Genomic DNA, 25,754 nt, shown 5'->3' on the forward strand with positions numbered 1-25,754 from the left:
AAAACCCCGGACTTCGTATGGGGAGGGGAAGTTCGGGGTTCAAGTTCCGGACCGCTAGGGCGGGGTCCAGATATCTGCCAACACTTAACACAACATAGGAGCATTGAAGGGCTTCACCACCCATTCAGTAACTCTGAGTTGCATTTCATGGGTTAAGTTCCGGCACGTTCAAAAAACTATTGGTAATAAGCCACGGCGTTTTCTGGACTAAAGCACTCTGCCACCACCTAGGGTGGCGGCAAAGGCCCGGAATCAGTGGGCCTCGTCCCAGTTGTCGCCCACGCCAACGTCCACGACCAACGGCACATCCAATTGCGCCGCCGCGCTCATGTACTCGCGGATCTTCTCGCTGACGGCAGCCACCAGGTCCTCACGCACCTCCAGCACCAATTCATCGTGCACCTGCAGGATGACCTTGGCATCCAGGCCCGATTCGGTCAGCCAGTTATCCACCAGCACCATGGCCTTCTTGATGATGTCTGCCGCCGTGCCCTGCATCGGCGCGTTGATCGCCGTGCGTTCGGCGGCCGCGCGCTCCTGGGGCTTGTTGGAATTGATATCCGGCAGGTACAGCCGGCGACCGAAGAAGGTTTCCACGTAGCCCTGGTCGGCAGCCTGGGCACGCGTGCGCTCCATGTACTCGCGCACGCCCGGATAGCGGGCAAAGTACACATCGATATAGGCCTTGGCGGTCTTGGTGTCGACGCCGATGTCCTTGCCGAGCTTCTGCGCGCCCATGCCGTAGATCAGACCGAAGTTGATCGCCTTGGCACTGCGACGCTGGTTGGACGTGACCTGTGCCAATTCAACCTTGAACACTTCAGCCGCCGTCGCAGTGTGCACGTCCAGGTCGTTGCGGAACGCATTCATCAGCCCCTCGTCCTTGGACAGGTGCGCCATGATCCGCAGCTCGATCTGCGAATAGTCCGCCGCCAGCAGTTTGTAGCCCTTGGGCGCGACAAACGCCTGGCGAATCCGCCGTCCTTCGGCGGTGCGCACGGGGATGTTCTGCAGGTTCGGGTCGCTGGACGACAAACGCCCGGTTGCGGCCACTGCCTGATGATAAGACGTGTGAATGCGCCCGGTACGCGGGTTGATCTGCTCTGGCAGACGGTCGGTGTAGGTGCTTTTCAGCTTGCTCATGCTGCGGTACTGCATCAGGACCTTGGGCAACAGGAAGTCATCTTCGGCCAACTTGGCCAACACTTCTTCAGCCGTGGACGCCTGGCCCTTGCCGGTCTTCTTCAGCACCGGCAGGCCGAGTTTCTCGTAGAGAATCGCGCCGAGCTGCTTAGGCGATCCCAGGTTGAACGCCTCACCGGCAATCTCGAACGCCTGGCGTTCCAGCTCGACCATCTTGTCGCCCAGTTCAATGCTCTGGATGCCCAGCAGCTCCTTGTCCACCAGCGCGCCCTGGCGCTCGATACGCGCCAGCACCGGCACCAACGGGATTTCGATATCCGTCAGCACACTGGCCAGGCTCGGGATGGCCGCCAGTTGCGCGTGCAGGGCCTGGTGCAGGCGCAGCGTCACGTCGGCGTCTTCGGCGGCATAGGGGCCCGCCTGCTCCAGCGGGATCTGGTCGAAGGTCAACTGCTTGGCGCCCTTGCCGGCGATGTCCTGGAAGCTGACGGTGTCGTAGTCCAGGTACTTCTTCGCCAGGCTGTCCATGTCGTGCCGGGTCGCGGTGGAGTTCAGCACGTAGGACTCAAGCATGGTGTCGAAGGCAATACCCCGCACGGTAATGCCCTGGGCAGGGTCGCCGCCGATGGCGCAGTTGGCCAGGATGTTCATGTCGAACTTGGCGTGCTGGCCGACCTTGAGCTTGGCCGGGTCCTCCAGCAGTGGCTTCAACGCCAGCAACACGGTGTCGCGGTCCAGCTGCTGTGGCGCACCGATGTAGGAATGCGTCAGCGGGATGTAGGCAGCTTCGTGAGGCTCTACAGCGAAGGACACCCCGACCAGCTGCGCTTGCTGGGCATCGATCCCGGTGGTCTCGGTGTCGAACGCGAACAGTTTTGCAGCATTGAGCTTCTTCAGCCAGGTGTCGAAGGTCGCCTGGTCGAGGATCGTGGTGTAGTTCGTTTCGACGGGCGCCGCAGGCATCCCTTCGAGAAGATCAGCGGCGGCGGGCACCACGTCGGCGGATGCCTTGAGTTCCACGCGCTTGGCATCGCGCTGAATCTCGTCGATCCAGCTCTTGAACTCCAGCAGGGTGTACAGCTCCAGCAGTTTTTCGCAATCCGGCTCGATCAGGTGCAAATCATCCAGGCCCACGTCCAGCGGCACATCGACCTTGATCGTTGCCAGTTGATAGGACAGGAACGCCATCTCGCGGTGTTCCTCGAGCTTGGCCGGCAACGTCTTGGCGCCACGGATCGGCAGGGTCGGCACGATATCCAGCTGCTCATACAGCTCTTTGAGTCCGCCATTCACGCCCACCAACAGGCCGGAAGCGGTCTTCGGACCAATGCCCGGGACGCCCGGAATGTTGTCGGACGAATCGCCCATCAACGCCAGATAGTCGATGATCTGCTCCGGAGCGACGCCGAATTTCTCCTTTACGCCCTCGATGTCCATCGAACTACCGGTCATGGTGTTGACCAAGGTAATGTGCCCGTCCACCAGTTGGGCCATGTCCTTGTCGCCGGTAGAAATCACCACCGGCCGGCTCGCGGCCGCGCTGCTGCGGGCCAACGTGCCGATCACGTCATCGGCCTCGACGCCTTCGACGCACAGCAACGGGAAGCCCAGCGCGATCACGCTCTGGTGCAGAGGCTCGATTTGCAGGCGCATGTCATCGGGCATGCTCGGGCGGTTGGCCTTGTATTCGGCGTACATCTCATCGCGAAAGGTCCCACCCTTGGCGTCGAACACCACCGCGAACGGGCTGTCCGGGTACTGCTTGCGCAGGCTTTTGAGCATGTTCAACACGCCCTTGACCGCACCGGTCGGCAGGCCTTTGGAGGTGGTCAGCGGTGGCAGCGCGTGGAAGGCGCGGTACAGATAAGAAGAACCGTCCACCAGGACGAGGGGGGCTTGGCTCATGAGCAGGATCAACCTTTTCGGCGGGTCAGGCGCTAGAATAGCCGGACCAATGACGACAAAGGGACAAGGTTATCATGCGTACATTCAATCGCCTGCTGTTGACTGGCTTGATTGCACTCGCTCCGATGGCTGCCATGGCGGCAGACAGCGCCCCTTCGGGGGATCCGGACGTTACCATTCGCACGGAAGGCGACCGGACTATCCAGGAGTACCGCCAAAACGGTTTCCTGTACGCAATCAAGGTGACCGTAAAGGGTGCGCCACCTTATTTCCTGGTACGCGCGGACGGAACCGACGCGAACTTCATCCGCTCTGACCAGCCGGATATGCTGATCCCGTCATGGAAGATCTTCGAATGGAAATGATTTCTTAACTTAAATTGGCGCCGCGCACTGCGGCGCCCGTACTGGCAGTTTTAACCATGTCTGTGTTCACCCCCCTGGCTCGGCCCGAGCTGGAAACCTTTCTCGCCCCTTACGGGCTCGGCCGCCTGCTTGACTTCCAGGGGATTGCCGCTGGTAGCGAAAACACCAATTTCTTTATCAGCCTGGAACAGGGCGAATTCGTCCTGACCCTTGTTGAGCGCGGCCCCGTCGCAGAAATGCCATTCTTCATCGAGCTGCTCGACGTGCTCCACGACGCCGACCTGCCGGTGCCTTACGCCTTGCGCACCACCGACGGCGTCGCGTTGCGCGAGCTGAAAGGCAAACCGGCGCTGTTACAACCGCGCCTGGCCGGCAAGCACATCAAGGACGCCAATGCGCAGCACTGCGCCCAGGTCGGTGACCTGCTGGGCCACCTGCACCTGGCGACGCAGGGCGAGAAGGTGCTGGAGCGCAAGACCGATCGCGGGCTGGACTGGATGCTCAGCGAAGGTGCGCAGCTGATTTCGCACTTGAACGACGCACAACAGCAGCTGCTGCAAGCGGCATTGACCGAGATCGAAGCCCACAAGGCCGACATCCTTGCCCTGCCGCGCGCCAACGTTCACGCCGACCTGTTCCGCGACAATGCGATGTTCGAAGGCACGCACCTGACCGGCCTGATCGACTTCTACAACGCCTGCTCGGGCCCGATGCTGTACGACGTGGCGATCGCGCTGAATGACTGGTGTTCGGACGCGGACGGCGTGATCGATGGGCAACGCGCGCGCGCACTGCTGGGCGCCTATGCGGGCCTGCGACCGTTCACGGCCAAGGAAGCGGAGCTGTGGCCGACCATGCTGCGGGTAGCGTGTGTACGCTTCTGGCTGTCTCGCCTGATCGCCGCTGAGTCGTTCGCAGGCCAGGATGTGCTGATCCATGACCCGGCGGAGTTCGAGCACCGGCTGGAGCAGCGTCAGCAGGTCACCGTTCACCTGCCGTTCGCGCTTTAAAGATCTACTCGGTCAATGTGGGAGCAAGCCAGCTCCCACAGGAGATCGGTGCAGCGGTCAGAGCGACTCCAGGCACCCCGCCAAGTCATTCCCCAGCTTCTCCAGCACCTGCTCGTAACCCTGGGCAGTAGCCGGCGTGTAACCACCCAGCGCATCCAACTCCGCCAGCTTCACCGGCAGGCCGGCTACCAGCGTTTCAGCCAGCCGCGGACGCAACGGCGGCTCACTGAACACGCACGTCTTGCCCACTTCCTGCAGACGCGTGCGCATCGCCGCCACATGCTGGGCACCCGGCTGAACCTCGGCGGCCACGCTGAACACGCCGGCATGCTTGAGACCGTAGGCCTCTTCGAAATAATCAAAGGCTTCGTGAAACACGAAGTAAGGCTTGTTGCCGATTGGCGCCAGGCGGGCTTTCAAACGCGCGTCCAGGGCGTCCAGGCGCTCGTCGAAGGCCTTCACGTTGCTCTGGTAACGTGCGGCATTTTGCGGATCGGCGGCGCTGAGGTCAGTCGCCATGCGCGCGGCGATCACCCGTGCGTTGACCGTCGATAGCCACAGGTGGGCATCCAGGCTGCCTGGACGGTGATCGTGATCATGCTCGTCGGCATCGTCGGCGTGCGAATGGCTATCTTCGGCGAAACGGCGCAATTTCATGCCCGGCAGGTCTTGGACCGCGACCGTCGGCGCCGTACGACCTTTAAGCACGCGGGGTAGGAAGCTCTCCATATCCGGACCAATCCAGTAGAGCAGGTCCACCGACTGCACGCGCCGTACGTCGGATGGGCGCAAGGCATAGTTATGCGGCGAGGCACCCGGCGGCAGCAGCACCTCCGGAATCGCCACGCCGTCCTGCACAGCCGCGGCAATCAACTGCAACGGCTTGATGCTGGTCAGCACCTTGACCTCGGCCTGAGCGGTAGCGGTAATGAACAAACTGGTGACAAATACGACAAAAACGGGAAAAAGTCGGGACACGATGACCACTCAATGGCGTAGGAACGGGTAACATAATAACGTCTCTATCAAATATCTGTCGCCGCTCATGCCTAAAACACCGCTTGCCAGCCGTCCCCACGACCACTCTCACTGCGTGCATACCGCGCTGTCGGAGGCCGATACCCTGTGCACACAGAAGGGCCTGCGCCTGACTGCCTTGCGTCGCCGGGTGCTGGAGCTGGTGTGGCAAAGCCACAAGCCGCTGGGTGCCTACGACATCCTTGGCGTGCTCAGCGAGCAGGACGGTCGCCGCGCGGCGCCGCCTACCGTGTACCGCGCGCTGGATTTCCTGCTGGAAAACGGCCTGGTGCACCGCATCGCCTCGCTCAACGCCTTTGTTGGCTGCAATCACCCGGAACACGCGCATCAGGGCCAATTCCTGATCTGCCGCGAGTGCCACGCCGCCATCGAACTTGAACAAAAAAGCATCAGCGACGCCATCATCAAGAGCTCCGCCGACGTTGGCTTCCAGGTCGAAGGGCAGACGGTCGAAGTGGTCGGTCTCTGCTCGGGCTGCCAGGGGGCTTGATGAGCAACGCGTTAATCCGCCTGGAGCAGGTTGGGGTCACGTTCGCCGGGCAAAACGTGCTGGATAACATCGCGCTGAGTGTGGAGCCAGGCCAGATCGTCACGCTGATCGGCCCGAATGGCGCCGGCAAGACCACCCTGGTGCGCGCCGTGCTCGGCCTGCTCAAGCCCGACACCGGCAGCGTGTGGCGCAAGCCCAAGCTGCGCGTCGGCTACATGCCGCAAAAACTGCACGTGGACCCGACCTTGCCGCTGTCGGTCCTGCGCTTTCTGCGCCTGGTCCCCGGCGTGGATCGCACTCGCGCCCAGGCCGCGCTCAAGGAAGTCGGCGCCGAACAAGTCATCGACAGCCCCGTGCAGAGCATCTCCGGTGGCGAGATGCAGCGCGTGCTGCTGGCCCGCGCCCTGCTGCGCGAGCCGGAACTGCTGGTACTCGATGAGCCCGTGCAAGGCGTCGACGTGGCCGGCCAGGCCGAGCTGTACAGCCTCATCACCCGCCTGCGCGACCGCCATGGCTGCGGCGTGCTGATGGTCTCCCACGACCTGCACCTGGTAATGAGCACCACCGACCAAGTGGTGTGCCTGAATCGCCACGTCTGCTGCTCAGGTCACCCGGAACAGGTCAGCGGCGACCCGGCGTTCGTCGAGTTGTTCGGCAAGAATGCCCAGAGCCTGGCGATCTACCACCACCATCACGACCACGCCCATGACCTGCATGGCGCCGTGGTCGACGACCCCACCGCACCTCACACCCACGTTCACGGAGATAGCTGCAAGCATGGCTGATTTTCTGCTCTACGCCCTGCTGGCAGGCTTGGCTTTGGCGCTGGTGGCGGGCCCACTGGGCTCGTTCGTGGTCTGGCGACGCATGGCCTATTTCGGCGACACCCTGTCCCACGCCGCGCTGCTGGGCGTGGCCATGGGCTTTTTGCTGGATGTGAGCCCGACCATCGCCGTGACCGTAGGCTGCCTGCTGCTGGCGGTGCTGCTGGTGACCCTGCAGCAGCGCCAGCCGCTGGCCTCCGACACGCTGCTGGGCATCCTGGCGCCCAGCACCCTGTCGCTGGGGCTGGTGGTGCTCAGCTTCATGCACGAAGTGCGCATCGACCTGATGGCCTACCTGTTCGGTGATCTGCTGGCGATCAGCCCAACCGACCTTGCCTGGATCCTCGGCGGCAGCGCCGTCGTGCTGGTGCTGCTGGTCGCCCTGTGGCGTCCGCTGCTGGCGATCACCGTGCATGAAGAGCTGGCCACGGTGGAAGGGCTGCCCGTGCCGACCCTGCGCATGGCGCTGATGTTGTTGATCGCCGTGGTGATTGCTGTCGCGATGAAGATTGTCGGCGTATTGTTGATCACATCGCTGCTGATCATCCCAGCCGCCGCCGCCCAGCGCCACGCTCGCTCACCCGAGCAGATGGCCATCGGCGCCAGCCTGCTGGGGATGCTCGCCGTGTGTGGGGGCCTGGCGTTGTCCTGGTTCAAGGACACGCCGGCCGGGCCGTCAATTGTGGTCACGGCCGCCGCCCTGTTTCTGCTGAGTTTTGTCCTGCCCCGTCGAGGGGTGTAGACTTGCTCGCTTTTTGCGCAAATAGAGAGTCGCAGGAATGAAGCTGTTCACCTCCCGTTATCTGCTCCTTGCCGCATTTTCCCTGCTGCTGGGCGCCTGTCAAAGCACACCGCCCGCCGCCCCCGAGGCACCGGACGCGCGTGCTGCGGCCATCGCACAGCTGGAGCAAAACCTGGCCAGCAGTGAGCTGGCCACCGCCGAAGACCAATTGGCCGCGTTACAGGCCCAGTCGCCCAACGACCCGGCCCTGGAGACTTACCAACGTCAGCTGGCCGAGGCCTACCTGCAGCGCAGCCAGATCGTGCTGCAAAAAGGTGACGTCAACGCCGCCGCCACGGCCTTGAGCCGTGCCCGTGCGCTGATGCCCAAGGCGCCGGCCCTGACCGGCGGCGTCAACAGCGCCATCACCCATGCGCGCAAAGCCGAGCTGGACAAGGCCGAGGCCGCCCTCAAGGCCGCCGAAGCCAAGCCTGCCGCCAAGGTCATCGACCCGGCCGCGCAAAGCACTACCGTGGCATTGAACCTCACCGACATTGAAGCGCTGCGCCATCAACTCGATGCCATCGCTACCGACGTGGTGAATTACCAGTGCGACGTGAGCATCCAAGCGCCGCGCACGCAGGATTACCCGTGGTTGGCCACGTTGCTGACCAAACGGGTGAAGCGAATTGATTCGGGGTATGACCTGAAGATTCACCGGCAGATTCTGAAGAATATTCCGGCGCAGGTTGTGCTGATTCCGCGCAAGGCGCAATAAAAGCATCGCAGGCAAGCCAGCCCCCACATTTGAATGTATTCACAATTCAAAATGTGGGAGCTGGCTTGCCTGCGATAGCGGTCTAACGGTCAATCAAGCGTTTAAGCCGGAATCGCCTTGGCCTTCGGCTCGCGATCCCAAACCCGATGCTGCGCAATCGCCGCAAAGAAGGCCTTGAACGCTTTCGCATCCGACCCCACGATCAAGCCCGCATCCGCCTCCAGCTTCAGCAGATCCAGCAATGGCTTGGCGTCATTGGCGACTGTGATCGCCTTCAGGTGCTTGTACGCCTCCAACAGGAAGTGCAGCGCCACACCGTCGCCGCTCAATGCCTGCACCGACTTGGCACCCCCTGGCACAAACACCGCGTCAAACGCGATGGACGGCATACCTTCCATCGACGCATCGACCTTCAAGCTCTTGCCATCGGCGGTGGTCACTGGTGCCGAGGTCGGCCCCAGCAACTTGGCATGGGCACCCTCGGCTTCCAGCGCCTTCGTCAACGCGGCAATCGCCACGCCATCGACGCCGTTGGCGGCCAGAATCGCGACTTTGCGCGTCTTGATATCGCCCGACAGCAGGTTCACCTGGCTCAACGCCGGCGACTCCTTCAACGACGACTTGCGTGGCGGCACGGTGCCTTTGGTCGGCGCCGGCAGGCCCAGGTTCTGCGCAACGCGCTTGGCCAGTTCCAGATCGATGTTGGCCAGAATCTCGTTCACCTGACGGGCACGGATAAACTCGCGCTCAACCTTGCCCAATTCGAAGCTGTAGGCCGCAATGATGTGCTCTTTCTCGTGGTGGCTCATGCTGTGGAAAAACAGCGTGGCCTGGGAGAAGTGATCGCCGAACGACTCACTGCGCTCACGCACCTTGTTGGCATCGACGCGCTCGTAATAGGTCTCGAACCCACCATCCTGGGCGGCAGGAGGGGTTTCCTTCGGCCAACCGCCGTCAATGGAATTGGGCTCGTAGGCCGCGCGCCCCTTGTCGATCACCGTGCGGTGCTGGGCGTCGCGCTGACCGTTGTGGAAAGGCACCACCGGCCGATTTATCGGCAACTCATGAAAGTTCGGGCCACCGAGACGGCTGATCTGCGTATCCGTGTAGGAAAACAGACGACCTTGCAGCAACGGATCGTTGGTGAAGTCGATACCCGGCACGATATGGCCCGGGCAGAACGCCACCTGCTCGACTTCGGCGAAGAAGTTGTCGGGGTTGCGATTAAGCACCATCTTGCCCAGCGGCGTAATCGGCACCAGCTCTTCGGGGATGATCTTGGTCGGATCGAGCAGGTCGAAGTCGAACTTGTGCTCGTCCTCTTCGGCGACGATCTGCACGCCCAATTCCCACTCAGGGTAGTCGCCGCTTTCAATCGCTTCCCAGAGGTCGCGACGGTGGTAATCGGTATCTTTACCGGCAAGCTTTTGCGCTTCGTCCCACACCAGGGAGCAGGTGCCGACTTTTGGATGCCAGTGGAATTTCACGAAACTCGACTTACCTTCGGTGTTGATCAGCCGGAAGGTGTGAATGCCGAACCCCTGCATTGCGCGCAGGCTTTTTGGAATGGCGCGGTCGGACATTGCCCACAGCACCATATGCGCCGATTCCGGCTGCAGCGAGACAAAGTCCCAGAACGTATCGTGGGCCGAGCCGCCGGTAGGAATTTCATTGTGCGGCTCAGGTTTTACCGCGTGGACGAAGTCGGGAAACTTGATCGCGTCCTGAATGAAGAAGACCGGCATGTTGTTGCCCACCAGGTCGAAGTTGCCTTCGTCGGTGAAGAACTTCACTGCAAAACCGCGCACGTCGCGCACCGTATCGCCGGAACCACGCGGGCCCTGCACGGTGGAGAAGCGCACAAACACCGGGGTTTTATGCTCGGGGTTGCGCAGGAAGCCGGCCTTGCTCAGCGCCGAATGGTTTTCATAGGTCTGGAAATAACCATGCGCGCCAGTACCGCGGGCATGCACGATGCGCTCCGGGATGCGCTCATGGTCAAAGTGCGTGATTTTTTCACGCATGATGAAGTCTTCCAGCAGCGACGGGCCACGGGAGCCGACTTTCAGGGTGTTCTGGTTGTCGGAAATCTTCACGCCTTGGTTGGTACGCAGGGCCTGGCCGGTCGCATCGGAGCGGAATTCCTCCAGGGCCTGCAGCTTGGCGTTGGTGTTGCCACGGTCCAGGGTATCGGTGCCGGCAAGTTCACTCTTCGGCGGGGTGGCTGGCTTCTTGGTACTCATCAGACAAAACTCCTTATTCAAAGTGGCCAGAGCGATCCCCGGCTCGTTTGAGCAAAACCCCAGGCACGGCACCTGGGAAATCGAGTTGCTTAAGTAGTGACTGACACGGTTTTGTACCGTTCCTTTTTTATGACCTTTGATCGCGTTATTGCCAAATCACTGGTTGAATGCGAAATAAATGCTAAGAAACGCTATACGGACAGGCTAAAATGCGCGCCCGGCTAACCGCTGATCCCTTTTCCATGCGCCCCACAAGGTTCGCTACGTGATCGAGTTTCATAACGTCCATAAAACCTACCGCGTCGCCGGTAAGGAAATCCCCGCCCTGCACCCCACCAGCCTGCGCGTCGAAAACGGCCAGGTGTTTGGCCTGATTGGTCACTCGGGTGCGGGAAAAAGTACTTTGCTGCGCCTGATCAATCGCCTGGAACAGCCCAGCGGCGGTCAGATCAATGTCGACGGTGAAGAAGTCACTGCACTGGACGCCAACGGCCTGCGCCGTTTCCGTCAGCAGGTCGGGATGATTTTCCAGCACTTCAACCTGCTGGCGTCCAAAACCGTTGCCGACAACGTGGCGCTGCCGCTGACCCTGGCCGGCGAATTGTCGCGCAAGGAAATCGACCAGCGCGTGGCCGAACTCCTCGCCCGCGTCGGCCTGTCGGATCACGCCAAGAAGTACCCGGCGCAGTTGTCCGGCGGCCAGAAGCAACGCGTCGGCATTGCCCGCGCCCTGGCGACCAAACCCAAGATCCTGCTGTGCGACGAAGCCACCAGCGCCCTCGACCCGCAAACCACCGCCTCGGTGCTGCAGTTGCTGGCCGAGATCAACCGCGAACTGAAGCTGACCATCGTGCTGATCACCCACGAAATGGATGTGATCCGCCGCGTATGCGACCAGGTCGCCGTGATGGACGCCGGCGTGATCGTCGAGCAGGGCTCGGTCGCCGATGTGTTCCTGCACCCCAAGCACCCGACCACCAAGCGTTTCGTGCAGGAGTCCGAGCAGGTCGACGAAGGCGAGCAGCGCGATGACTTCGCTCACGTGCCAGGGCGCATCGTGCGCCTGACCTTCCAGGGCGAAGCGACCTACGCGCCGCTGCTGGGTACCGTCGCCCGCGAAACGGGTGTGGACTACAGCATCCTCGCCGGGCGTATCGACCGCATCAAAGACATCCCCTACGGGCAACTGACCCTCGCCGTCACGGGTGGCGATATGGAAGCCGCGTTTGCGCGCTTCACCGCCGCTGACGTCCACATGGAGGTCCTGCGCTAATGGAAGTCCTGTTGAGTTTCTTCGCCAATATCGACTGGTCCGAAATCTGGCTGGCCACCGGCGACACCATGACCATGCTGTTCGGCTCGCTGTTCTTTACCGTCGTGCTGGGTCTGCCGCTGGGCGTGCTGTTGTTCCTGACCAGCCCGCGCCAACTGTTCGAGCAGAAAGGGCTTTACGCACTGCTGTCGCTGATCGTGAACATTCTGCGTTCGCTGCCGTTCATCATCCTGCTGATCGTGATGATCCCGTTCACCGTGCTGATCACCGGCACTTCGCTGGGCGTGGCCGGCGCCATTCCGCCATTGGTGGTGGGCGCCACGCCGTTCTTTGCGCGCCTGGTGGAAACGGCCTTGCGTGAGGTGGACCGCGGCATCATCGAAGCCACTCAGTCCATGGGGGCCAGCACTCGCCAGATCATCACCAACGCCCTGTTGCCTGAGGCCCGCCCGGGCATTTTCGCGGCGATCACGGTGACGGCGATTACACTGGTTTCCTACACGGCGATGGCCGGCGTAGTCGGTGCCGGTGGCCTGGGCGACCTGGCGATCCGCTTCGGTTACCAGCGTTTCCAGACCGATGTGATGGTGGTCACCGTGGTGATGCTATTGGTGCTGGTGCAAATTCTGCAAACCGTCGGCGACAAGCTGGTGGTGCACTTTTCTCGAAAATAACGGCCATTGCCGGCCAACTGCCGGCAGATGTCCGAACAAGGAGCTTGTTGGATGAAAAAACTACTGGTTGCTTTCGCCGCCGTTGCCGCGTTTTCCGCCCACGCCGCCGAGACCATCACGGTCGCCGCGTCGCCGGTGCCGCACGCGGAAATCCTCGAATTCGTGAAGCCTGCCCTCGCCAAAGAAGGCGTGGACCTGCAGGTCAAAGTCTTCACCGACTACGTGCAGCCCAACGTACAGGTCGCCGAGAAGCGCCTGGACGCCAACTTCTTCCAACACCAGCCGTACCTGGATGAGTTCAACAAGGCCAAGGGCACTCACCTGGTGAGCGTCGGCGCGGTGCACCTGGAGCCCCTGGGCGCCTACTCGAGCAAGTACAAGAAGCTGGAAGACCTGCCAAGCGGCGCCAACGTCGTGATCCCGAACGACGCCACCAATGGTGGCCGTGCGCTGTTACTGCTGGCCAAGCACAACCTGATCACCCTGAAGGACCCGACCAACATCCTGTCGACCATCAAGGACATCACCGCCAACCCGAAAAACCTGAAATTCCGCGAACTGGAAGCCGCCACCCTGCCGCGCGTGCTGACCCAGGTCGACCTGGCGCTGATCAACACCAACTACGCGCTGGAAGCCAAGCTGGATCCGTCCAAGGATGCGCTGGTGATCGAAGGCAATGACTCGCCTTACGTGAATATCCTGGTGACCCGCGAAGACAACAAAGACGCGGACGCCGTGAAGAAGCTGGTTGCAGCCCTGCACACGCCTGAAGTGAAAGCCTTCATCCTCGAGAAGTACAAAGGCGCGATCCTGCCGGCGTTCTGATTCGAAGCACCGAAGAGCAAAAAATGTGGGAGCGGGCTTGCTCGCGAAAGTGCAGTGTCAGTCGACTTATCAGTGACTGAACCGATGCTTTCGCGGGCAAGCCCGCTCCCACATTTGTTTTTGGGTTGCCCGCAGATCAGGGCTCCCACAAGGCCGTGGAATAGAAGCGCCGGGCTTATGGACGCTTCAACAATCCCGGCAATTGCGCCACCAGCTTCTGGTTGTTCAACGGTGCGCGGATGAATCCACGCTGTGTGCCGTCAGGACCGATCAGCGCGAGGTTGCCGCTGTGGTCGACGGTGTAGTTGGGCTTGCTGGTATCGGCCGGGATAAACGGGATGCTCACGGCATTCGAGACCTTCTGCACATCGTCCACATTCGCGCCGGTCAGGCCTTCGAACTGCGGATCGAAGTAACCCAGGTACTGCTTGAGCTGGGCCGGGGTGTCGCGGTTCGGGTCGACGCTGACCAGGATCACCTGCAGCTTATCCACCGCCTCCTTGGGCAGCTCGCTCTTGATCTGGCGCAGCTGGGCGAGGGTGGTAGGGCAGATGTCCGGACAGAAGGTGTAGCCGAAGAACAGCAGGCTCCACTTGCCCTTCAACTCATTGACCACCACCGGCTGGCCGTCCTGGTTGGTCATGCTCACCGGCGGCAGCTGACGGCTCTGCGGCAGCAGGATGATGCCGGCATCGATCAGTGCGGTCGGGTCGCCCTGGCCTTTGCCCGAAAGCACTTTGTTGACGGTCAGGCCCATGATCAACGCGACGATGGCCACCAGGATAAAGACGGTTTTTTGAGTTCGAGTCATAGGTTCAACAGTAAGTAGTGGTCTACGAGCAGGGCGATAAACAGGAGGAACAAGTACGCGATAGAGTACTTGAACGTGTTGATCGCCGCGTGCGGCTGAGCGCCACGGTACAGCACCCAGGCCCATTGCAGAAAGCGTCCGCCCAAAACCAATGCACAGGCCAGGTACAGCAGGCCGCTCATGTGGATGACGTAGGGCATCAGGCTCACCGCCAGCAGGACGAAGGTGTAGAGCAGGATATGCACCTTGGTGTAGTGCTCGCCGTGGGTGACCGGCAGCATCGGAATATCGGCCTTGGCATATTCCTCCTTGCGGTGGATGGCCAGGGCCCAGAAATGCGGCGGGGTCCAGGCGAAGATGATCAACACCAGCAGGAGGGGTTCGGCGCTGATATGGCCGGTGACGGCGACCCAACCCAGCAACGGCGGCGCGGCACCCGCCAAACCGCCGATGACGATATTCTGCGGCGTCGCGCGCTTGAGAAAACCGGTGTAGATCACCGCATAGCCGAGCAGGGAAGCCAGCGTCAGCCAGGCGGCCAGCGGGTTGGTGAACGCCAGCAGCAAGGCCAGGCCCGCAACCGCCAGAAACCCTGCAAAAGCCAGCGCCGCCACCGGCGATACCCGCCCTTCGGCCATCGGCCGTTTGTGCGTGCGCGCCATCACCGCATCAATGCGCCGATCCACTACATGGTTGACCGCCGCCGCGCCGCCGGCACACAGGGCAATACCCAGGTTGCCGAAAATCAGCACCGCCCACGGCACGCCGGCGCGAGTGGCGAGGAACATCCCCACCAGCGAGGTGATAAGCATCAACACCACCACTTTCGGCTTGGTCAGCTCCAGGTAGTCACGCCAGATCGCCTGGCCGTGACGCGCGCCGATCAAGGTCGCCATGGCATCTCTCCTTTAAGGGTGATCAGGCCTGACACCTGTTTGCGCGGGATAAACCGCCAGCCGAACGGCAGCTGGTTGCGCACCCGTACCAGGCTGGTACGCGCGTGGTAATTGACCAACACCAGGGTCAGCAGCAACGCCGCGCCCCCGGCGTTATGGCCGACGGCTACCGGCAGCGGCAGATGGAAATACACATTGCTCAGGCCCAGGCCGATCTGCGCCGCCAGGGCAATCAACAACAGGCCCGCGAGTCGCGTCATGCCCACCGCACGCAGCTGCCAGGCCAGCCCCAGCAACACCAGAGTGACCAACACCGCGCCGATGCGATGGGTGAGATGGATGGCGGTTCGCGCATCGCTGTCGAGCTGGCCGCCGAGATAATTGGGGCCGATGTGCTGGGTCAGGTGGAAACCATTGGCGAAATCCGCCGCCGGCCACCACTGGCCGTGACAGGTAGGCAAATCGATACAGGCCACCGCCGCATAGTTGGAACTGACCCAGCCGCCCAGGGCGATCTGGCCGATCACCAGCACCAGGCCAGCCGTCGCCCAATATTGCAGGCGCTTGGGCACGATCAACGCGGGCAGCACTCCAGACAGGCGCAGGGTCAGCAGGAACAACAGACTCAAGGTCGCGAAACCGCCCAGCAAATGCCCCGTGACTACTTGGGGCCACAGCTTCAACGTCACCGTCCACATGCCAAAGGCCGCCTGCGCGAACACCACCGCCAATACAAATAACGGCAGCTTCACCGGCTGGCCCGGATCACGTCGATGACTCCACGAACGCGCCGCCAGCAGCACGATCAGCAGACCCAAGGTGCCGGCGAAGTAGCGATGGGTCATCTCGGCCCAGCCCTTGTCCGCCTCCACCGGCGTGTCCGGGAAATGCAGCTCGGCATGCGCCAGCTGGGCCTCGGTCTTGGGCACGCTGATAAAGCCGTAGCAACCCGGCCAGTCCGGGCAACCGAGACCGGCGTGGGTCAGGCGCGTATACGCGCCGAGCAGCACCACAATCAGCGCCAGCAGGGTGGCAAACAACGCGAGGCGAAATCCAGGCTTGGCCATGACGATGCCCTTATCCGATGTTCGACAGTTTCAGCAGATGGCGCAGGTCGTTGAGCAAGTCCTTGCCCTTGACCTTGGCGTCGTAGCGCAGCACCAGGTTGCCGTGCGGGTCGACGATCCACAGTTGCGCATCGCCCGGCGCGGCGGCGTCCTTGGTGAAGGTCGACAGGTCCAGCGAGTAGCGCTGCAGTTGTGGATATTCAGCCTTGAGCTTGGCCTCGTAGTCGGTGCTCACCGGCTGCGCGCTGGCCAAGGCGTGGCTGGCGCGCGACGCATCCCGGCCGAGGCTGATTTGCAGCTGGCGCGCCAGGTACACCAGCTGCTGGCAATCGGCGGCGCAGGCCGTGGGCGCCGTGACCAGCAGTTGCCAACGCTCTTCATCCGCCTGCACGCCGATATCGGCGCGGGTCTGGCCGTTGCCGATCATTTCGCCGTGGTAACTGCGGTTGTCCGGCACCCAGAACTGCAGCTTGTACATGAAGGTGGCCAGCGCCATCGGGCCGATCACCATCATCAGGATCAGGATCAGCTGCCAGCGGCCCTTACGCCGATTGAGCGGTTCAGACATGTTGAGTGGATTCATGGCCGCTCCCATGGTGCTTCTCCTTTGTGTTGTGCCATCCGAGGTAGAGGTAAAGGGCCAGCAGCGCCAATGCCATGGCGAACCACTGCACCGCGTAGGCCAGGTGCTTTTCCGGGCCCATGGCTACGATGGGCCAGATGATTTCGTACGTACCAGGGCCAGCTTCGGCGCGCAGCTCGTAGGCAAAACCGCTACGCCCAAGCTCAGCCCACAGCGCGCCGGGGTGCAGGGCGGTCAGCAAGCGCGGCCATTGCGCGCTCGTCGGGTCGGCGTGCAACTGGAAAGTTTCACCCGGTGCGACGTACACCCAGGCGTCGAGATTCACCGGCTGTTCAGGCGTGGAGAACACCGGCGGGGTGCGCCGGTCGGGCCAGGGCAGCCAGCCACGATTGAGCAATAACCACAGGCCGCTGGCCTGGTCGTGGAAGGGTTGCAGCAGCTCTACGCCAGCCTTGCCATCGCGCATGCGGTTGTCCAGCAACACGCTGTGTTCGGCGTCGAATTGCCCGCGCAGACGGACCCGGCGGAAAGCCGGATCAGCCATCTCACTCAGTTGTGTGCTGCTGACGGGATCGGCCACCCGCCGCTCGGCATAACTGTCCACCAGCAGCTGTTTTTCATGCCCGCGAGACAGCTGCCAGAACCCCAGGCCCACCATCAACGGCAGCAACACGAGCACCACCAACGTCGGTGCGAGCCCTGGGCGAAAGCGTTTCATGGCGCTGGCTATACTTGTTTTCATTGCCCGCCCATCCCATTGGAGCCAGACCATGCTCAAAGCCGTCATTGCCCTGATGCTGATCGCGACTGTCGTGAGCCTGTTCAGTGGCTTGTTCTTTCTGGTCAAGGACGAGGGCAACTCCAACCGCCTCGTCACTGCCTTGACTGTGCGTGTGGTGCTGGCCGCGATCACCGTGGGGCTGATCGCCTGGGGCTTTTTCAGCGGCCAGCTGGTATCGCATGCACCGTGGTGAGGCGCGCTACAGCACGTAGACGAAGAAAAACAGCCCGATCCACACCACATCCACAAAGTGCCAGTACCAACTGGCGGCCTCGAAACCAAACTGGTGCTCGGCATTGAAATGCCCGCGCAGGATGCGCATCAGCATCACAAACAGAATGATCGTGCCGATGGTCACGTGGGCACCGTGAAAGCCGGTGAGCATGAAGAACGTCGCGCCGTACACACCCGAACCGAGTGTCAGGCCGAGCTCTTTGTAGGCATGCATGTACTCCTCGGCCTGGAAGCCCAGGAACGCCCAACCCAGCAGCACCGTGAGCGCCAGCCAGATTTTCAGCGCGCCGCGATGGCCTTTGCGCAAGGCATGGTGGGCCAGGGTGATGGTCACGCTGGAGCTGACCAGCAAGATCGTGTTGACCAGCGGCAGGCCCCACGGGCTGATGGTGCCCTCCGGTGCGGGGTACATTTTCGGGTCAGGGTTGTTGAGCAGCGGCCAGGTGAACTCGAAGTTCGGCCACAGCATGTGCGCGATGCCCTTGTGCCCTTCGCCGCCCAACCAGGGGCCGGACATGTGCCGCACGTAAAACAGCGCCCCAAAGAACGCGACAAAGAACATCACCTCGGAAAAGATGAACCAGGTCATGCCCCATCGAAACGAGCGGTCCATCTGCGGGCTGTACAAACCGGCGCGGCTTTCCTTGATCACCGCGCCGAACCAGCCGAACAACATGTAGGCCAGCAGCAGGCCACCGACGAAGAAGATCCACGGGCCGTGGGATTCCGGGCGCGCCGCCTTCAGGTCGTTGAACCACACAGCCAGGCCGTACACCGTGATGAGCATGCCCAGGGTAGCAATTATTGGCCACTTGCTTTGCGCTGGTACGTAGTACGTATCATGAGTCGACATGTATTCGCTCTCCTGATTGAGCGGGCAAACAGTAGCTAGCCGCCGCTATGGACAGCCACCGGCGGTTGGCGCGCAGTGATATCAAACAGCGTGTACGCCAGGGTCAAATGCTTCACATCCTTGGGCATGTCGCGGTCGACAATGAAACGCACCGGCATTTCGATGCGCTGGCCTGGCTGCAGCACTTGCTGGGTGAAGCAAAAGCATTCGGTCTTGTGGAAGTACATCGCCGCTTCGGCCGGGGAAATGCTGGGTACGGCCTGGGCGGTCATGGCTTTGTCGGTAGGGTTGTAGGCCACGAACAGCATTTCGGTGACGGCACCCGGATTGACCACCACCTCATCGGCCTTGGAATGAAATTCCCAGACCATGTCGATGGCATTGGTCGACAGGAACTGCACCCGCACCTGCCGCGTGGGGTCGACGACCTGCTCGCCCTCGTACTGCCCGGCGGTCTTGCCGTTGATACCGAACGCCTTGCACATCACGTCGTAGATCGGCACCAGCGCAAAGCCGAAGCCGAACATCGCCACCACCAGGATCAGCAGGCGGGTGACCAGGCGCTTGGTGGGGATCGACTCAAGCATGACGATCACCCGCTCTTGGCTTTTCTGTAGGGGCTGACTTGCCGGCGATAGCGGTGTAACAGTCACGCAATCCATCAACTGTCAGGCCCTCATTGCAGGCAAGCCAGCTCCCACAGGAGACCCTGGCAGCCTGCGCCAAGCTGTTCACTTGACCTCCGGTGGCGTAGTGAAGGTGTGGTACGGCGCAGGCGAGGGGATGCTCCACTCCAGGCCTTCCGCGCCGTCCCAGGGCTTGGCCGGCGCAGGCGGGCCGCCACGGATGCACTTGATCACGATGAACAGGAAGAAGATCTGCGTGGCGCCAAACATGAAGGCGCCGATCGAGGAGACCATATTGAAGTCGGCGAACTGCAGGTTGTAGTCCGGCACACGGCGCGGCATGCCAGCCAGCCCGACGAAGTGCATCGGGAAAAACGCCATGTTCATGCCGATGAAGGACAACCAGAAGTGCAGCTTGCCGAGGGTTTCGTCGTACATGTGGCCGGTCCATTTCGGCAGCCAGTAGTAGGCCGAGGCGAAGATGCCGAAGATCGCACCGGGCACCAGCACGTAATGGAAGTGCGCCACCACGAAATAGGTGTCGTGGTACTGGAAGTCCGCCGGGGCAATCGCCAGCATCAGCCCGGAAAAGCCGCCGATGGTGAACAGGATCACGAAAGCCACGGCAAACAGCATCGGCGTCTCGAAGGTCAGCGAGCCTTGCCACATGGTGCTGACCCAGTTGAATACCTTCACCCCCGTCGGCACCGCAATCAGCAGCGTGGCGTACATGAAGAACAACTCGCCCACCAGCGGAATGCCGACCACGAACATGTGGTGCGCCCACACGATGAACGACAGGAACGCGATGCTCGCCGTGGCGTACACCATCGACGTATAGCCGAACAGCGGCTTGCGCGAGAACGTCGGGATGATCGAACTGACGGCGCCAAAGGCCGGCAGGATCATGATGTACACCTCGGGGTGGCCGAAGAACCAGAACACATGCTGGAACAGCACGGGGTCGCCACCGCCGGCAGCACTGAAAAAGCTGGTGCCGAAGTGGATGTCCATCAGCATCATGGTCACGCAACCGGCCAGCACCGGCATCACTGCGATCAGCAGGAAGGCAGTGATCAGCCACGTCCAGACGAACAACGGCATCTTCATCAGGGTCATGCCGGGGGCGCGCAGGTTGAGAATGGTGGCGACCACGTTGATCGCGCCCATGATCGAACTGATACCCATCAGGTGAATCGCGAAGATGAAGAAGGTCACGCTTTCCGGCGCGTAGGTGGTGGAGAGGGGCGCGTAGAAGGTCCAGCCGAAGTTCGGCCCGCCACCCGGAGTGAACAGGGTCGAGACGAGCAACAGGAACGCCGCCGGCAACAGCCAGAAACTGAAGTTGTTCATGCGCGGCAGGGCCATGTCCGGCGCGCCGATCATCAACGGAATCATCCAGTTGGCCAGGCCGACGAACGCTGGCATCACCGCGCCGAACACCATGATCAGGCCGTGCATGGTGGTCATCTGGTTGAAGAACGCCGGCTCGACAATCTGCAGGCCGGGCTGGAACAACTCGGCGCGGATCACCATGGCGAACGAACCGCCGAGCAGGAACATGGTGAAGGCGAACCACAGGTACATCGTGCCGATGTCCTTGTGGTTGGTGGTCAGTACCCAGCGCATCAAACCCTTGGCGGGGCCGTGGGCATGGTCACTGGCGTGGCCATGGTCGTCGATCACAGTGCTCATGGCCGTTCTCCTGCAAGCGAGTGGGCGGGGCGGTTCGGGGCATACGCAATGAAGGAGGTCATTTGCTTTCCGCCTGCTTGATGGCCAGCACGTCTTTAGGCGTGACCATGTCGCCTTTGTTGTTGCCCCAGGCATTGCGCTCGTAGGTCACCACCGCGGCGATATCCACTTCCGAGAGCTGCTTGCCGAACGCCGCCATGGCGGTGCCGGGCTTGCCGAAGTAAACGCGGTGCAGGTGATCTTCCTTGGGCCCGGTGGCAATCGGCGAGCCCTTGAGCGCCGGGAACATCGGTGGCAGGCCCTGGCCTTCGGCCTGGTGACAGGCCACGCAGGTGGTGTGGTAGACCTTGTCGCCGCGCGCCACCAGCTCTTCCAGCGTCCATTCCTTGGATGTCAGTTCCTTGAGCTTGGCCGCCTCTTCCTTGCGCTCGCCGAGCCAGGTGTCGTAGTCCGCCTTGGACTTGACCTCGACCACGATGGGCATGAAGCCGTGATCCTTGCCGCACAACTCGGCGCACTGGCCGCGGTAGATGCCGGGCTTCTCGATACGGGTCCAGGCCTCGTTGACGAAGCCGGGGATGGCGTCACGCTTGACCGCGAAGGCCGGCACCCACCAGGAGTGGATCACGTCGGCGGCGGTCACCAGGAAACGCACCTTGGCGCCCACCGGCAGCACCAGTGGCTGGTCGACCTCCAACAGGTAATGCTCGCCCTTGACCGCCTGGTTATGGATCTGCTCGGCGGGCGTGGCCAGGTTGCTGAAGAACTCCACGTCCTGGCCCAGGTATTTGTAATGCCACTTCCACTGATAGCCGGTGACCTGGATATCGATGTCCGATTCACTGCTGTCGTAGATATTGATCAGGGTCTTGGTCGCCGGGATGGCCATCGCGATCAGAATCAGCAAGGGCACCACGGTCCAGAGAATTTCCACGGTGGTGCTCTCGTGGAATTTGGCCGCGACCTGGCCCGTGGATCGGCGGTGAACGATCATCGACCAGAACATCGCGCCAAACACAACAATGCCGATCACCACACAGATCCAGAAAATGGTCATGTGCAGGTCAAACACAGCGTGACTGACTTCAGTCGCCCCTGGCGCCATATTCGTTGTCCAGGCGGCGTGCGCCTGGCCGAATACCGACCACAACAGGAGGCCCATCCAAACGTGTGGATGTCGCATCATTGCGGGTTCCCCTTATCGTTCTTGTTATCCCGCCGGTTTGCACCTGCGTCGAAGGGAGCGGCTTCCATACTGCCTACAACCGCTTAGCCTTGCCTGCTCATGCAGTCTGGCGTCATCAGCTAATCGCGTACAAATCCGAGTATAGACAGGCTCTGCAACCCCGCAATGTGTAGGGGCAAATGAGCAAAAATGACTGGTCGAAGCCAATAAAACCGGGGGCGGAATCGTTTATCCGACGAACGATGGCAATTCGATATAACGCACGCGCATAACCATGAAATAATTATGACAAATGCGTCTTAGGCGCTCGTATAAACGAGCTACCTTATCCTCTCCCTTTTCCTACGCCTGTTTCACTGGAGCTTTCATGAACACCGCCGCATTGCGCGAGCAGATTTCCCGTGCCCATCAACACGAAGCCAGCACTGGCCAGCTTGCCCAGCAACTGGAAAAACAATTGCCGCACCTGCATTCGGCCATTTCCCTGGCTGACGGTGATCGCAAGATTGTCATGACCCGCTTTGTCACCGCCTACATTGAGCTCGTCCCGGACCTGCTGGAAGCCGCCAACGACGTGGCCCGCGAAGCCGGTATCGAAAGCCAGATCAAACCGGTGCTGAAAATCGCCGAGCATTTCTTCCTGCAACCGCCGGCGATCCTGGCCGGTCACGAAGGCCTGGACGGCTTGCTCGACGAGGCCTACCTGGCCCATCGCCTGGTGGAAGAAGTCAACGATCTGTATATCAAGCATTTCGGCCAGCCGTTGATTCCGGCCGACACCACCGTAGCCAACCTGATTGCCCACCAACTGATCGGCGAAGAATTCGCCAACCAGCTGGATGAGGCCGTGCACCTGGCGGTAGATGAAATGCTCAACGAGGAGAGCTTTGCGCTGGAGTCAGTCGAGGCCTATCGCGAAACCCTCAAGAGCCCCAACACAGAAGCTGCATGGAAGCGCTGGCCGTGCCTGTCGCGCCAGTTGGGGGTTGAGTTGGCGCTGGAACAGCCGGCGTAACGCTTTAGCCTGACGCAGAACAAAATGTGGGAGCGGGCTTGCTCGCGAATGCGGCGTGCCAGTCACTGAATATTTGACTGATCCGCCGCCTTCGCGAGCAAGCCCGCTGCCACTTTTTTGATCCGGTTTCGTCAGCCAGCAGAAGGCGCCGAACCGATTCCCACCGTCGTACGCACCCGGCCTTCCAGCCTGCGCTTCAACCCACGTGCCTCGATCACCAGCGTCGAGCCCTTGGCGGCATTCGCCCGGCCCCATTCTTCCAGCAGCTCGAGGCAGGAATGGTCGATGTAACTCAGATTACTCAGCGGCACATGCACCGTGGTTCCCGCAGGTACCGTCGACAGCACCTGGGTCAGCATCGGCACTTTCAGGAAGGTCGCCGCACCGGTCAGGCGCAACTCCATTTCACCTGCCTGAGGCAGGTCGACCAGGCTGACTTTCAAGCGCGACGCCTTCAAGGCCAGCTTCACCAGTGTCAGCCCGAAACCCACCAGTACGCCGGTCAGCAGGTCGGTAAAGATGATCGCCAGCGCCGTCGCCGCATAGGTGAACATCGGCATCCGCCCATAGCGTCCCAACGCCCGGAACGCCTTGACGTCAACCAGCTTGATGCCGGTGTACACCAGCACACCCGCGAGGCTCGCCACCGGAATGCTTTGCAGCACACACGAGAGCAACAGCACGAACGCAAGCAGCCACAGCCCATGGAACATCGCCGACAAGCGCGTGGTGGCGCCCGCCTGTACGTTGGCCGAACTGCGCACGATCACACCGGTCATCGGCAGGGCGCCGACCAGGCCACAGAGCATGTTGCCTACACCCTGAGCGGACAATTCCTTGTCAAAATCAGAACGCTGACCACTGTGCATGCGGTCGACAGCCGCCGCAGACAGCAAGGTTTCGGCGCTGGCGATAAACGCCACGGCGAACGCAGCGATCAACAGTTGTGGATCGGCCAGGTTCAGCAGGTCGCTGGGACGCAGCCAGTCGATGGCATCGGCGAGGTTTTCCGGGACCTCCACACGGTTGACCTGTAACGCCAGCAACAAGCTGGCACCCGTTGCCAGGCCTACGCCCAACAGCGCGCCTGGTACAAAGCGCAGGGTTTGCGGGCGGAACTTGTCCCACAGGTACATCACCAGCATCGTCGAAAGCCCCAGCAAACCAGCCTGCCAACCCAGGCCTCCGCCAACAGTCGGAATGGCCTCGACCAGCGCCGCCGGGAAGCCAGCCAGGTTATCCAGCCCCGATGGCTTGGGGGCACCGTCGAGCATCACATGCACCTGCGACAGCACAATCAGCACCCCGATCCCCGCCAGCATCCCGTACACCACCGCCGGCGCCGTGACACGAAACCAGCAGCCCAGGCGCAGCCGTCCAGCCACCAATTGCAGGAAGCCCGCCAGTAACAGGATCGGCCCGAGCATCAGCATGCCGTGCTGGCGCACCAGTTCGAACACCAATACCGCCAGGCCCGCCGCCGGACCGCTGACCTGCAGCGGCGAACCTGCCAGCCAACCCACCACCAGGCCACCGATGATCCCGGTGATCAGGCCCTTGGCCGGCGGCATGCCCGACGCAATCGCAATGCCCATGCACAACGGCAGGGCGACCAGAAACACAACCACGGACGCAAGCAGCTCCCGTGGCAGTACAGCTTTCAATTGAGCAGCACGCATGATGACTCTCCCGAGGCATTCGCCGGGCGCGGCAAAGCCTGGCTGCGTCCATGGCAGCCACCGCTTTACCCGGCAGGGAAGTGTGTTAGAAGCGCGCTTTAGGCGTCGCGGAAGGAATTGGGCCTTCGCCGCCCAACGGTCGGAACGTCGATTGATCCGCGTCGTAAGCCCGGATTTCGCTGGTCTCGATGTTGTAGATCCAACCGTGGATGAACAGGTGACCATTGGCCATGCGCGATGCCACGGAAGGGTGGGTGCGCAAATGCTGCAACTGGGCGATGACGTTTTCTTCGGTCAGCACCTTCATGCTCTCGCCTTCATTGGCGCAGTCACAGTTGTCGTGGACCATGGTCTTGGCGACCTCGGCATGCCGCAGCCAGGCCTTGACCGTGGGCATCTTCTCGAGGCTCTCAGGGTTGAGTACCGCGCGCATGGCGCCGCAATCGGAGTGCCCGCACACAATGATGTGCTGCACGCCCAGGGCGAGCACGGCGTACTCGATGGCGGTGGAAACACCCCCGTTCATCTGACCATAGGGCGGCACTACGTTGCCGACGTTACGCGTCACGAACAGGTCGCCAGGCGAGCTTTGGGTAATCAGCTCCGGCACGATGCGCGAATCGGCGCAGGTAATGAACATCGCCCGTGGGCTCTGGGCCGTGGCGAGTTTCTTGAAGAGTTCTTCCTGCTGGGGGAAGACGTCGTGATGGAAATGCAAAAAGCCGTCGACGATGTGCTTTAGCGCTGCATCGGCGGATTCCGCCACCTGAGGGGCAGAAGCCGACGCAGCCAACGGCTGTTTATCCTTGTCACTCATGATTCATCCTCTTGATTAATGCAGGGGGAGCTTGCAGGCAAGTTCGACGCCGGGCCGCTGGAATAGTTGTAAACATCCAAAAACCCGGCTTGCGACTCATCAGTCACTCGCTGAACAAGGTAACCGCCGAAACTTAACTCAAACTGAATGAACCGCTCTAGACCGCGGGTTTCAGTGATGTCAAAACGCGACTATTCCTACCAGGAAGCAGGATGCGCCTCT

The 25,754-nt window shown here is 61.6% G+C and carries 25 protein-coding genes; 11 read left to right on the plus strand and 14 right to left on the minus strand.

The features are described 5' to 3' along the window. Positions 1-252 precede the first annotated feature (252 nt). Positions 253-3,048, minus strand: a complete 2,796-nt coding sequence (gene polA, locus NTD80_RS25740) for a DNA polymerase I (RefSeq protein ID WP_262135426.1) — start codon at positions 3,046-3,048, stop codon at positions 253-255. Positions 3,049-3,122: 74 nt separating this feature from the next. On the opposite strand from polA, the gene NTD80_RS25745 reads away from it, so the two are divergent. Then, positions 3,123-3,413 (plus strand): DUF2782 domain-containing protein, encoded by a 291-nt coding sequence (locus tag NTD80_RS25745; RefSeq protein WP_065902818.1) that lies wholly within the window; start codon positions 3,123-3,125, stop codon positions 3,411-3,413. Between the two features lie 56 nt (positions 3,414-3,469). Next, positions 3,470-4,423: a homoserine kinase gene (locus tag NTD80_RS25750; RefSeq protein WP_262135427.1), complete on the plus strand. Its 954-nt coding sequence runs from the start codon at positions 3,470-3,472 to the stop codon at positions 4,421-4,423. 57 nt (positions 4,424-4,480) lie between these two features. Here the strand turns inward: NTD80_RS25750 and NTD80_RS25755 are convergent, their stop codons facing one another. Further along, a complete protein-coding gene (locus NTD80_RS25755; RefSeq protein WP_262135428.1) occupies positions 4,481-5,410 on the minus strand; it encodes a zinc ABC transporter substrate-binding protein in 930 nt (309 codons plus the stop codon). A 58-nt stretch (positions 5,411-5,468) separates the two neighbouring features. On the opposite strand from NTD80_RS25755, the gene NTD80_RS25760 reads away from it, so the two are divergent. The 4 genes from NTD80_RS25760 to NTD80_RS25775 are packed head-to-tail and all read left to right on the plus strand — an operon-like array spanning position 5,469 to position 8,274. Further along, positions 5,469-5,951, plus strand: a complete 483-nt coding sequence (locus NTD80_RS25760) for a Fur family transcriptional regulator (RefSeq protein ID WP_065902812.1) — start codon at positions 5,469-5,471, stop codon at positions 5,949-5,951. Beyond that, positions 5,951-6,736, plus strand: coding sequence for a zinc ABC transporter ATP-binding protein ZnuC (gene znuC, locus NTD80_RS25765; RefSeq protein WP_065902810.1), 786 nt, complete (start codon positions 5,951-5,953; stop codon positions 6,734-6,736). Before NTD80_RS25760 ends, znuC begins: the two co-directional genes overlap by 1 nt. Beyond that, positions 6,729-7,517: a zinc ABC transporter permease subunit ZnuB gene (gene znuB / locus NTD80_RS25770; RefSeq protein ID WP_065902807.1), complete on the plus strand. Its 789-nt coding sequence runs from the start codon at positions 6,729-6,731 to the stop codon at positions 7,515-7,517. The genes znuC and znuB overlap by 8 nt, the downstream gene beginning before the upstream one ends. A 37-nt stretch (positions 7,518-7,554) precedes the next feature. Beyond that, positions 7,555-8,274, plus strand: coding sequence for a PA5502 family lipoprotein (locus NTD80_RS25775; protein WP_065902805.1), 720 nt, complete (start codon positions 7,555-7,557; stop codon positions 8,272-8,274). Between the two features lie 101 nt (positions 8,275-8,375). On the opposite strand, the gene katE is transcribed toward NTD80_RS25775, so the two are convergent. Next, positions 8,376-10,589: a catalase HPII gene (gene katE / locus NTD80_RS25780; protein ID WP_262135429.1), complete on the minus strand. Its 2,214-nt coding sequence runs from the start codon at positions 10,587-10,589 to the stop codon at positions 8,376-8,378. A gap of 193 nt (positions 10,590-10,782) precedes the next feature. On the opposite strand from katE, the gene NTD80_RS25785 reads away from it, so the two are divergent. The 3 genes from NTD80_RS25785 to NTD80_RS25795 are packed head-to-tail and all read left to right on the plus strand — an operon-like array spanning position 10,783 to position 13,289. Continuing rightward, a complete protein-coding gene (locus tag NTD80_RS25785) occupies positions 10,783-11,790 on the plus strand; it encodes a methionine ABC transporter ATP-binding protein (protein ID WP_106805536.1) in 1,008 nt (335 codons plus the stop codon). Beyond that, complete coding sequence (locus NTD80_RS25790) at positions 11,790-12,464, plus strand: methionine ABC transporter permease (protein ID WP_065902799.1); 675 nt, start codon at positions 11,790-11,792, stop codon at positions 12,462-12,464. Before NTD80_RS25785 ends, NTD80_RS25790 begins: the two co-directional genes overlap by 1 nt. A gap of 51 nt (positions 12,465-12,515) precedes the next feature. Further along, positions 12,516-13,289 (plus strand): MetQ/NlpA family ABC transporter substrate-binding protein, encoded by a 774-nt coding sequence (locus NTD80_RS25795; protein ID WP_262135431.1) that lies wholly within the window; start codon positions 12,516-12,518, stop codon positions 13,287-13,289. A gap of 175 nt (positions 13,290-13,464) precedes the next feature. Here the strand turns inward: NTD80_RS25795 and NTD80_RS25800 are convergent, their stop codons facing one another. Genes NTD80_RS25800 through NTD80_RS25820 form a run of 5 tightly spaced genes read right to left on the minus strand, consistent with a single transcriptional unit; the run spans position 13,465 to position 17,388 of the window. Next, on the minus strand, positions 13,465-14,100 hold the full coding sequence (locus NTD80_RS25800; RefSeq protein ID WP_065902795.1) for an SCO family protein: 636 nt from the start codon (positions 14,098-14,100) through the stop codon (positions 13,465-13,467). After that, a complete protein-coding gene (gene cyoE, locus NTD80_RS25805) occupies positions 14,097-14,996 on the minus strand; it encodes a heme o synthase (RefSeq protein ID WP_262135432.1) in 900 nt (299 codons plus the stop codon). Before cyoE ends, NTD80_RS25800 begins: the two co-directional genes overlap by 4 nt. Continuing rightward, positions 14,984-16,063, minus strand: a complete 1,080-nt coding sequence (locus tag NTD80_RS25810) for a COX15/CtaA family protein (RefSeq protein WP_065902791.1) — start codon at positions 16,061-16,063, stop codon at positions 14,984-14,986. Before NTD80_RS25810 ends, cyoE begins: the two co-directional genes overlap by 13 nt. Before the next feature lie 10 nt (positions 16,064-16,073). After that, the gene (locus tag NTD80_RS25815; protein ID WP_262135434.1) at positions 16,074-16,658 is read right to left on the minus strand and encodes a hypothetical protein; all 585 of its coding nucleotides are present in this window, start codon (positions 16,656-16,658) and stop codon (positions 16,074-16,076) included. Then, the gene (locus tag NTD80_RS25820) at positions 16,624-17,388 is read right to left on the minus strand and encodes an SURF1 family protein (protein WP_262135435.1); all 765 of its coding nucleotides are present in this window, start codon (positions 17,386-17,388) and stop codon (positions 16,624-16,626) included. Before NTD80_RS25820 ends, NTD80_RS25815 begins: the two co-directional genes overlap by 35 nt. Before the next feature lie 28 nt (positions 17,389-17,416). On the opposite strand from NTD80_RS25820, the gene NTD80_RS25825 reads away from it, so the two are divergent. Next, positions 17,417-17,620 (plus strand): twin transmembrane helix small protein, encoded by a 204-nt coding sequence (locus tag NTD80_RS25825; protein WP_065902787.1) that lies wholly within the window; start codon positions 17,417-17,419, stop codon positions 17,618-17,620. A gap of 6 nt (positions 17,621-17,626) precedes the next feature. On the opposite strand, the gene NTD80_RS25830 is transcribed toward NTD80_RS25825, so the two are convergent. The 4 genes from NTD80_RS25830 to coxB all read right to left on the minus strand — a co-directional run bounded on the left by NTD80_RS25830 (position 17,627) and on the right by coxB (position 22,021). Further along, entirely contained in the window at positions 17,627-18,514 is an 888-nt protein-coding gene (locus NTD80_RS25830; protein ID WP_065902785.1) for a cytochrome c oxidase subunit 3, read from the minus strand. A gap of 35 nt (positions 18,515-18,549) precedes the next feature. Continuing rightward, positions 18,550-19,101, minus strand: a complete 552-nt coding sequence (locus NTD80_RS25835) for a cytochrome c oxidase assembly protein (RefSeq protein WP_262135436.1) — start codon at positions 19,099-19,101, stop codon at positions 18,550-18,552. A gap of 144 nt (positions 19,102-19,245) precedes the next feature. Continuing rightward, positions 19,246-20,835 carry a cytochrome c oxidase subunit I gene (gene ctaD, locus NTD80_RS25840; RefSeq protein ID WP_065902781.1) on the minus strand — a complete coding sequence of 530 codons (1,590 nt, stop codon included), beginning with the start codon at positions 20,833-20,835 and terminating at the stop codon, positions 19,246-19,248. Between the two features lie 58 nt (positions 20,836-20,893). Next, positions 20,894-22,021, minus strand: coding sequence for a cytochrome c oxidase subunit II (gene coxB / locus NTD80_RS25845; RefSeq protein ID WP_106805541.1), 1,128 nt, complete (start codon positions 22,019-22,021; stop codon positions 20,894-20,896). Between the two features lie 367 nt (positions 22,022-22,388). Between coxB and NTD80_RS25850 the strand changes: the two genes are divergently transcribed. Further along, positions 22,389-23,036 carry a hypothetical protein gene (locus tag NTD80_RS25850; RefSeq protein ID WP_065902777.1) on the plus strand — a complete coding sequence of 216 codons (648 nt, stop codon included), beginning with the start codon at positions 22,389-22,391 and terminating at the stop codon, positions 23,034-23,036. Between the two features lie 131 nt (positions 23,037-23,167). Here NTD80_RS25850 and NTD80_RS25855 read toward each other — a convergent pair whose 3' ends face one another. Together NTD80_RS25855 and NTD80_RS25860 are read right to left on the minus strand one after the other, a co-directional pair. Then, positions 23,168-24,715 carry a SulP family inorganic anion transporter gene (locus tag NTD80_RS25855; protein WP_262135437.1) on the minus strand — a complete coding sequence of 516 codons (1,548 nt, stop codon included), beginning with the start codon at positions 24,713-24,715 and terminating at the stop codon, positions 23,168-23,170. 85 nt (positions 24,716-24,800) lie between these two features. Continuing rightward, the gene (locus NTD80_RS25860) at positions 24,801-25,532 is read right to left on the minus strand and encodes a carbonic anhydrase (RefSeq protein ID WP_065902773.1); all 732 of its coding nucleotides are present in this window, start codon (positions 25,530-25,532) and stop codon (positions 24,801-24,803) included. Between the last annotated feature and the right edge of the window lie 222 nt (positions 25,533-25,754).

Origin of the sequence: Pseudomonas sp. 13B_2.1_Bac1, from assembly GCF_025466155.1 — a bacterium.
Taxonomy (GTDB): domain Bacteria; phylum Pseudomonadota; class Gammaproteobacteria; order Pseudomonadales; family Pseudomonadaceae; genus Aquipseudomonas; species Aquipseudomonas aylmerensis.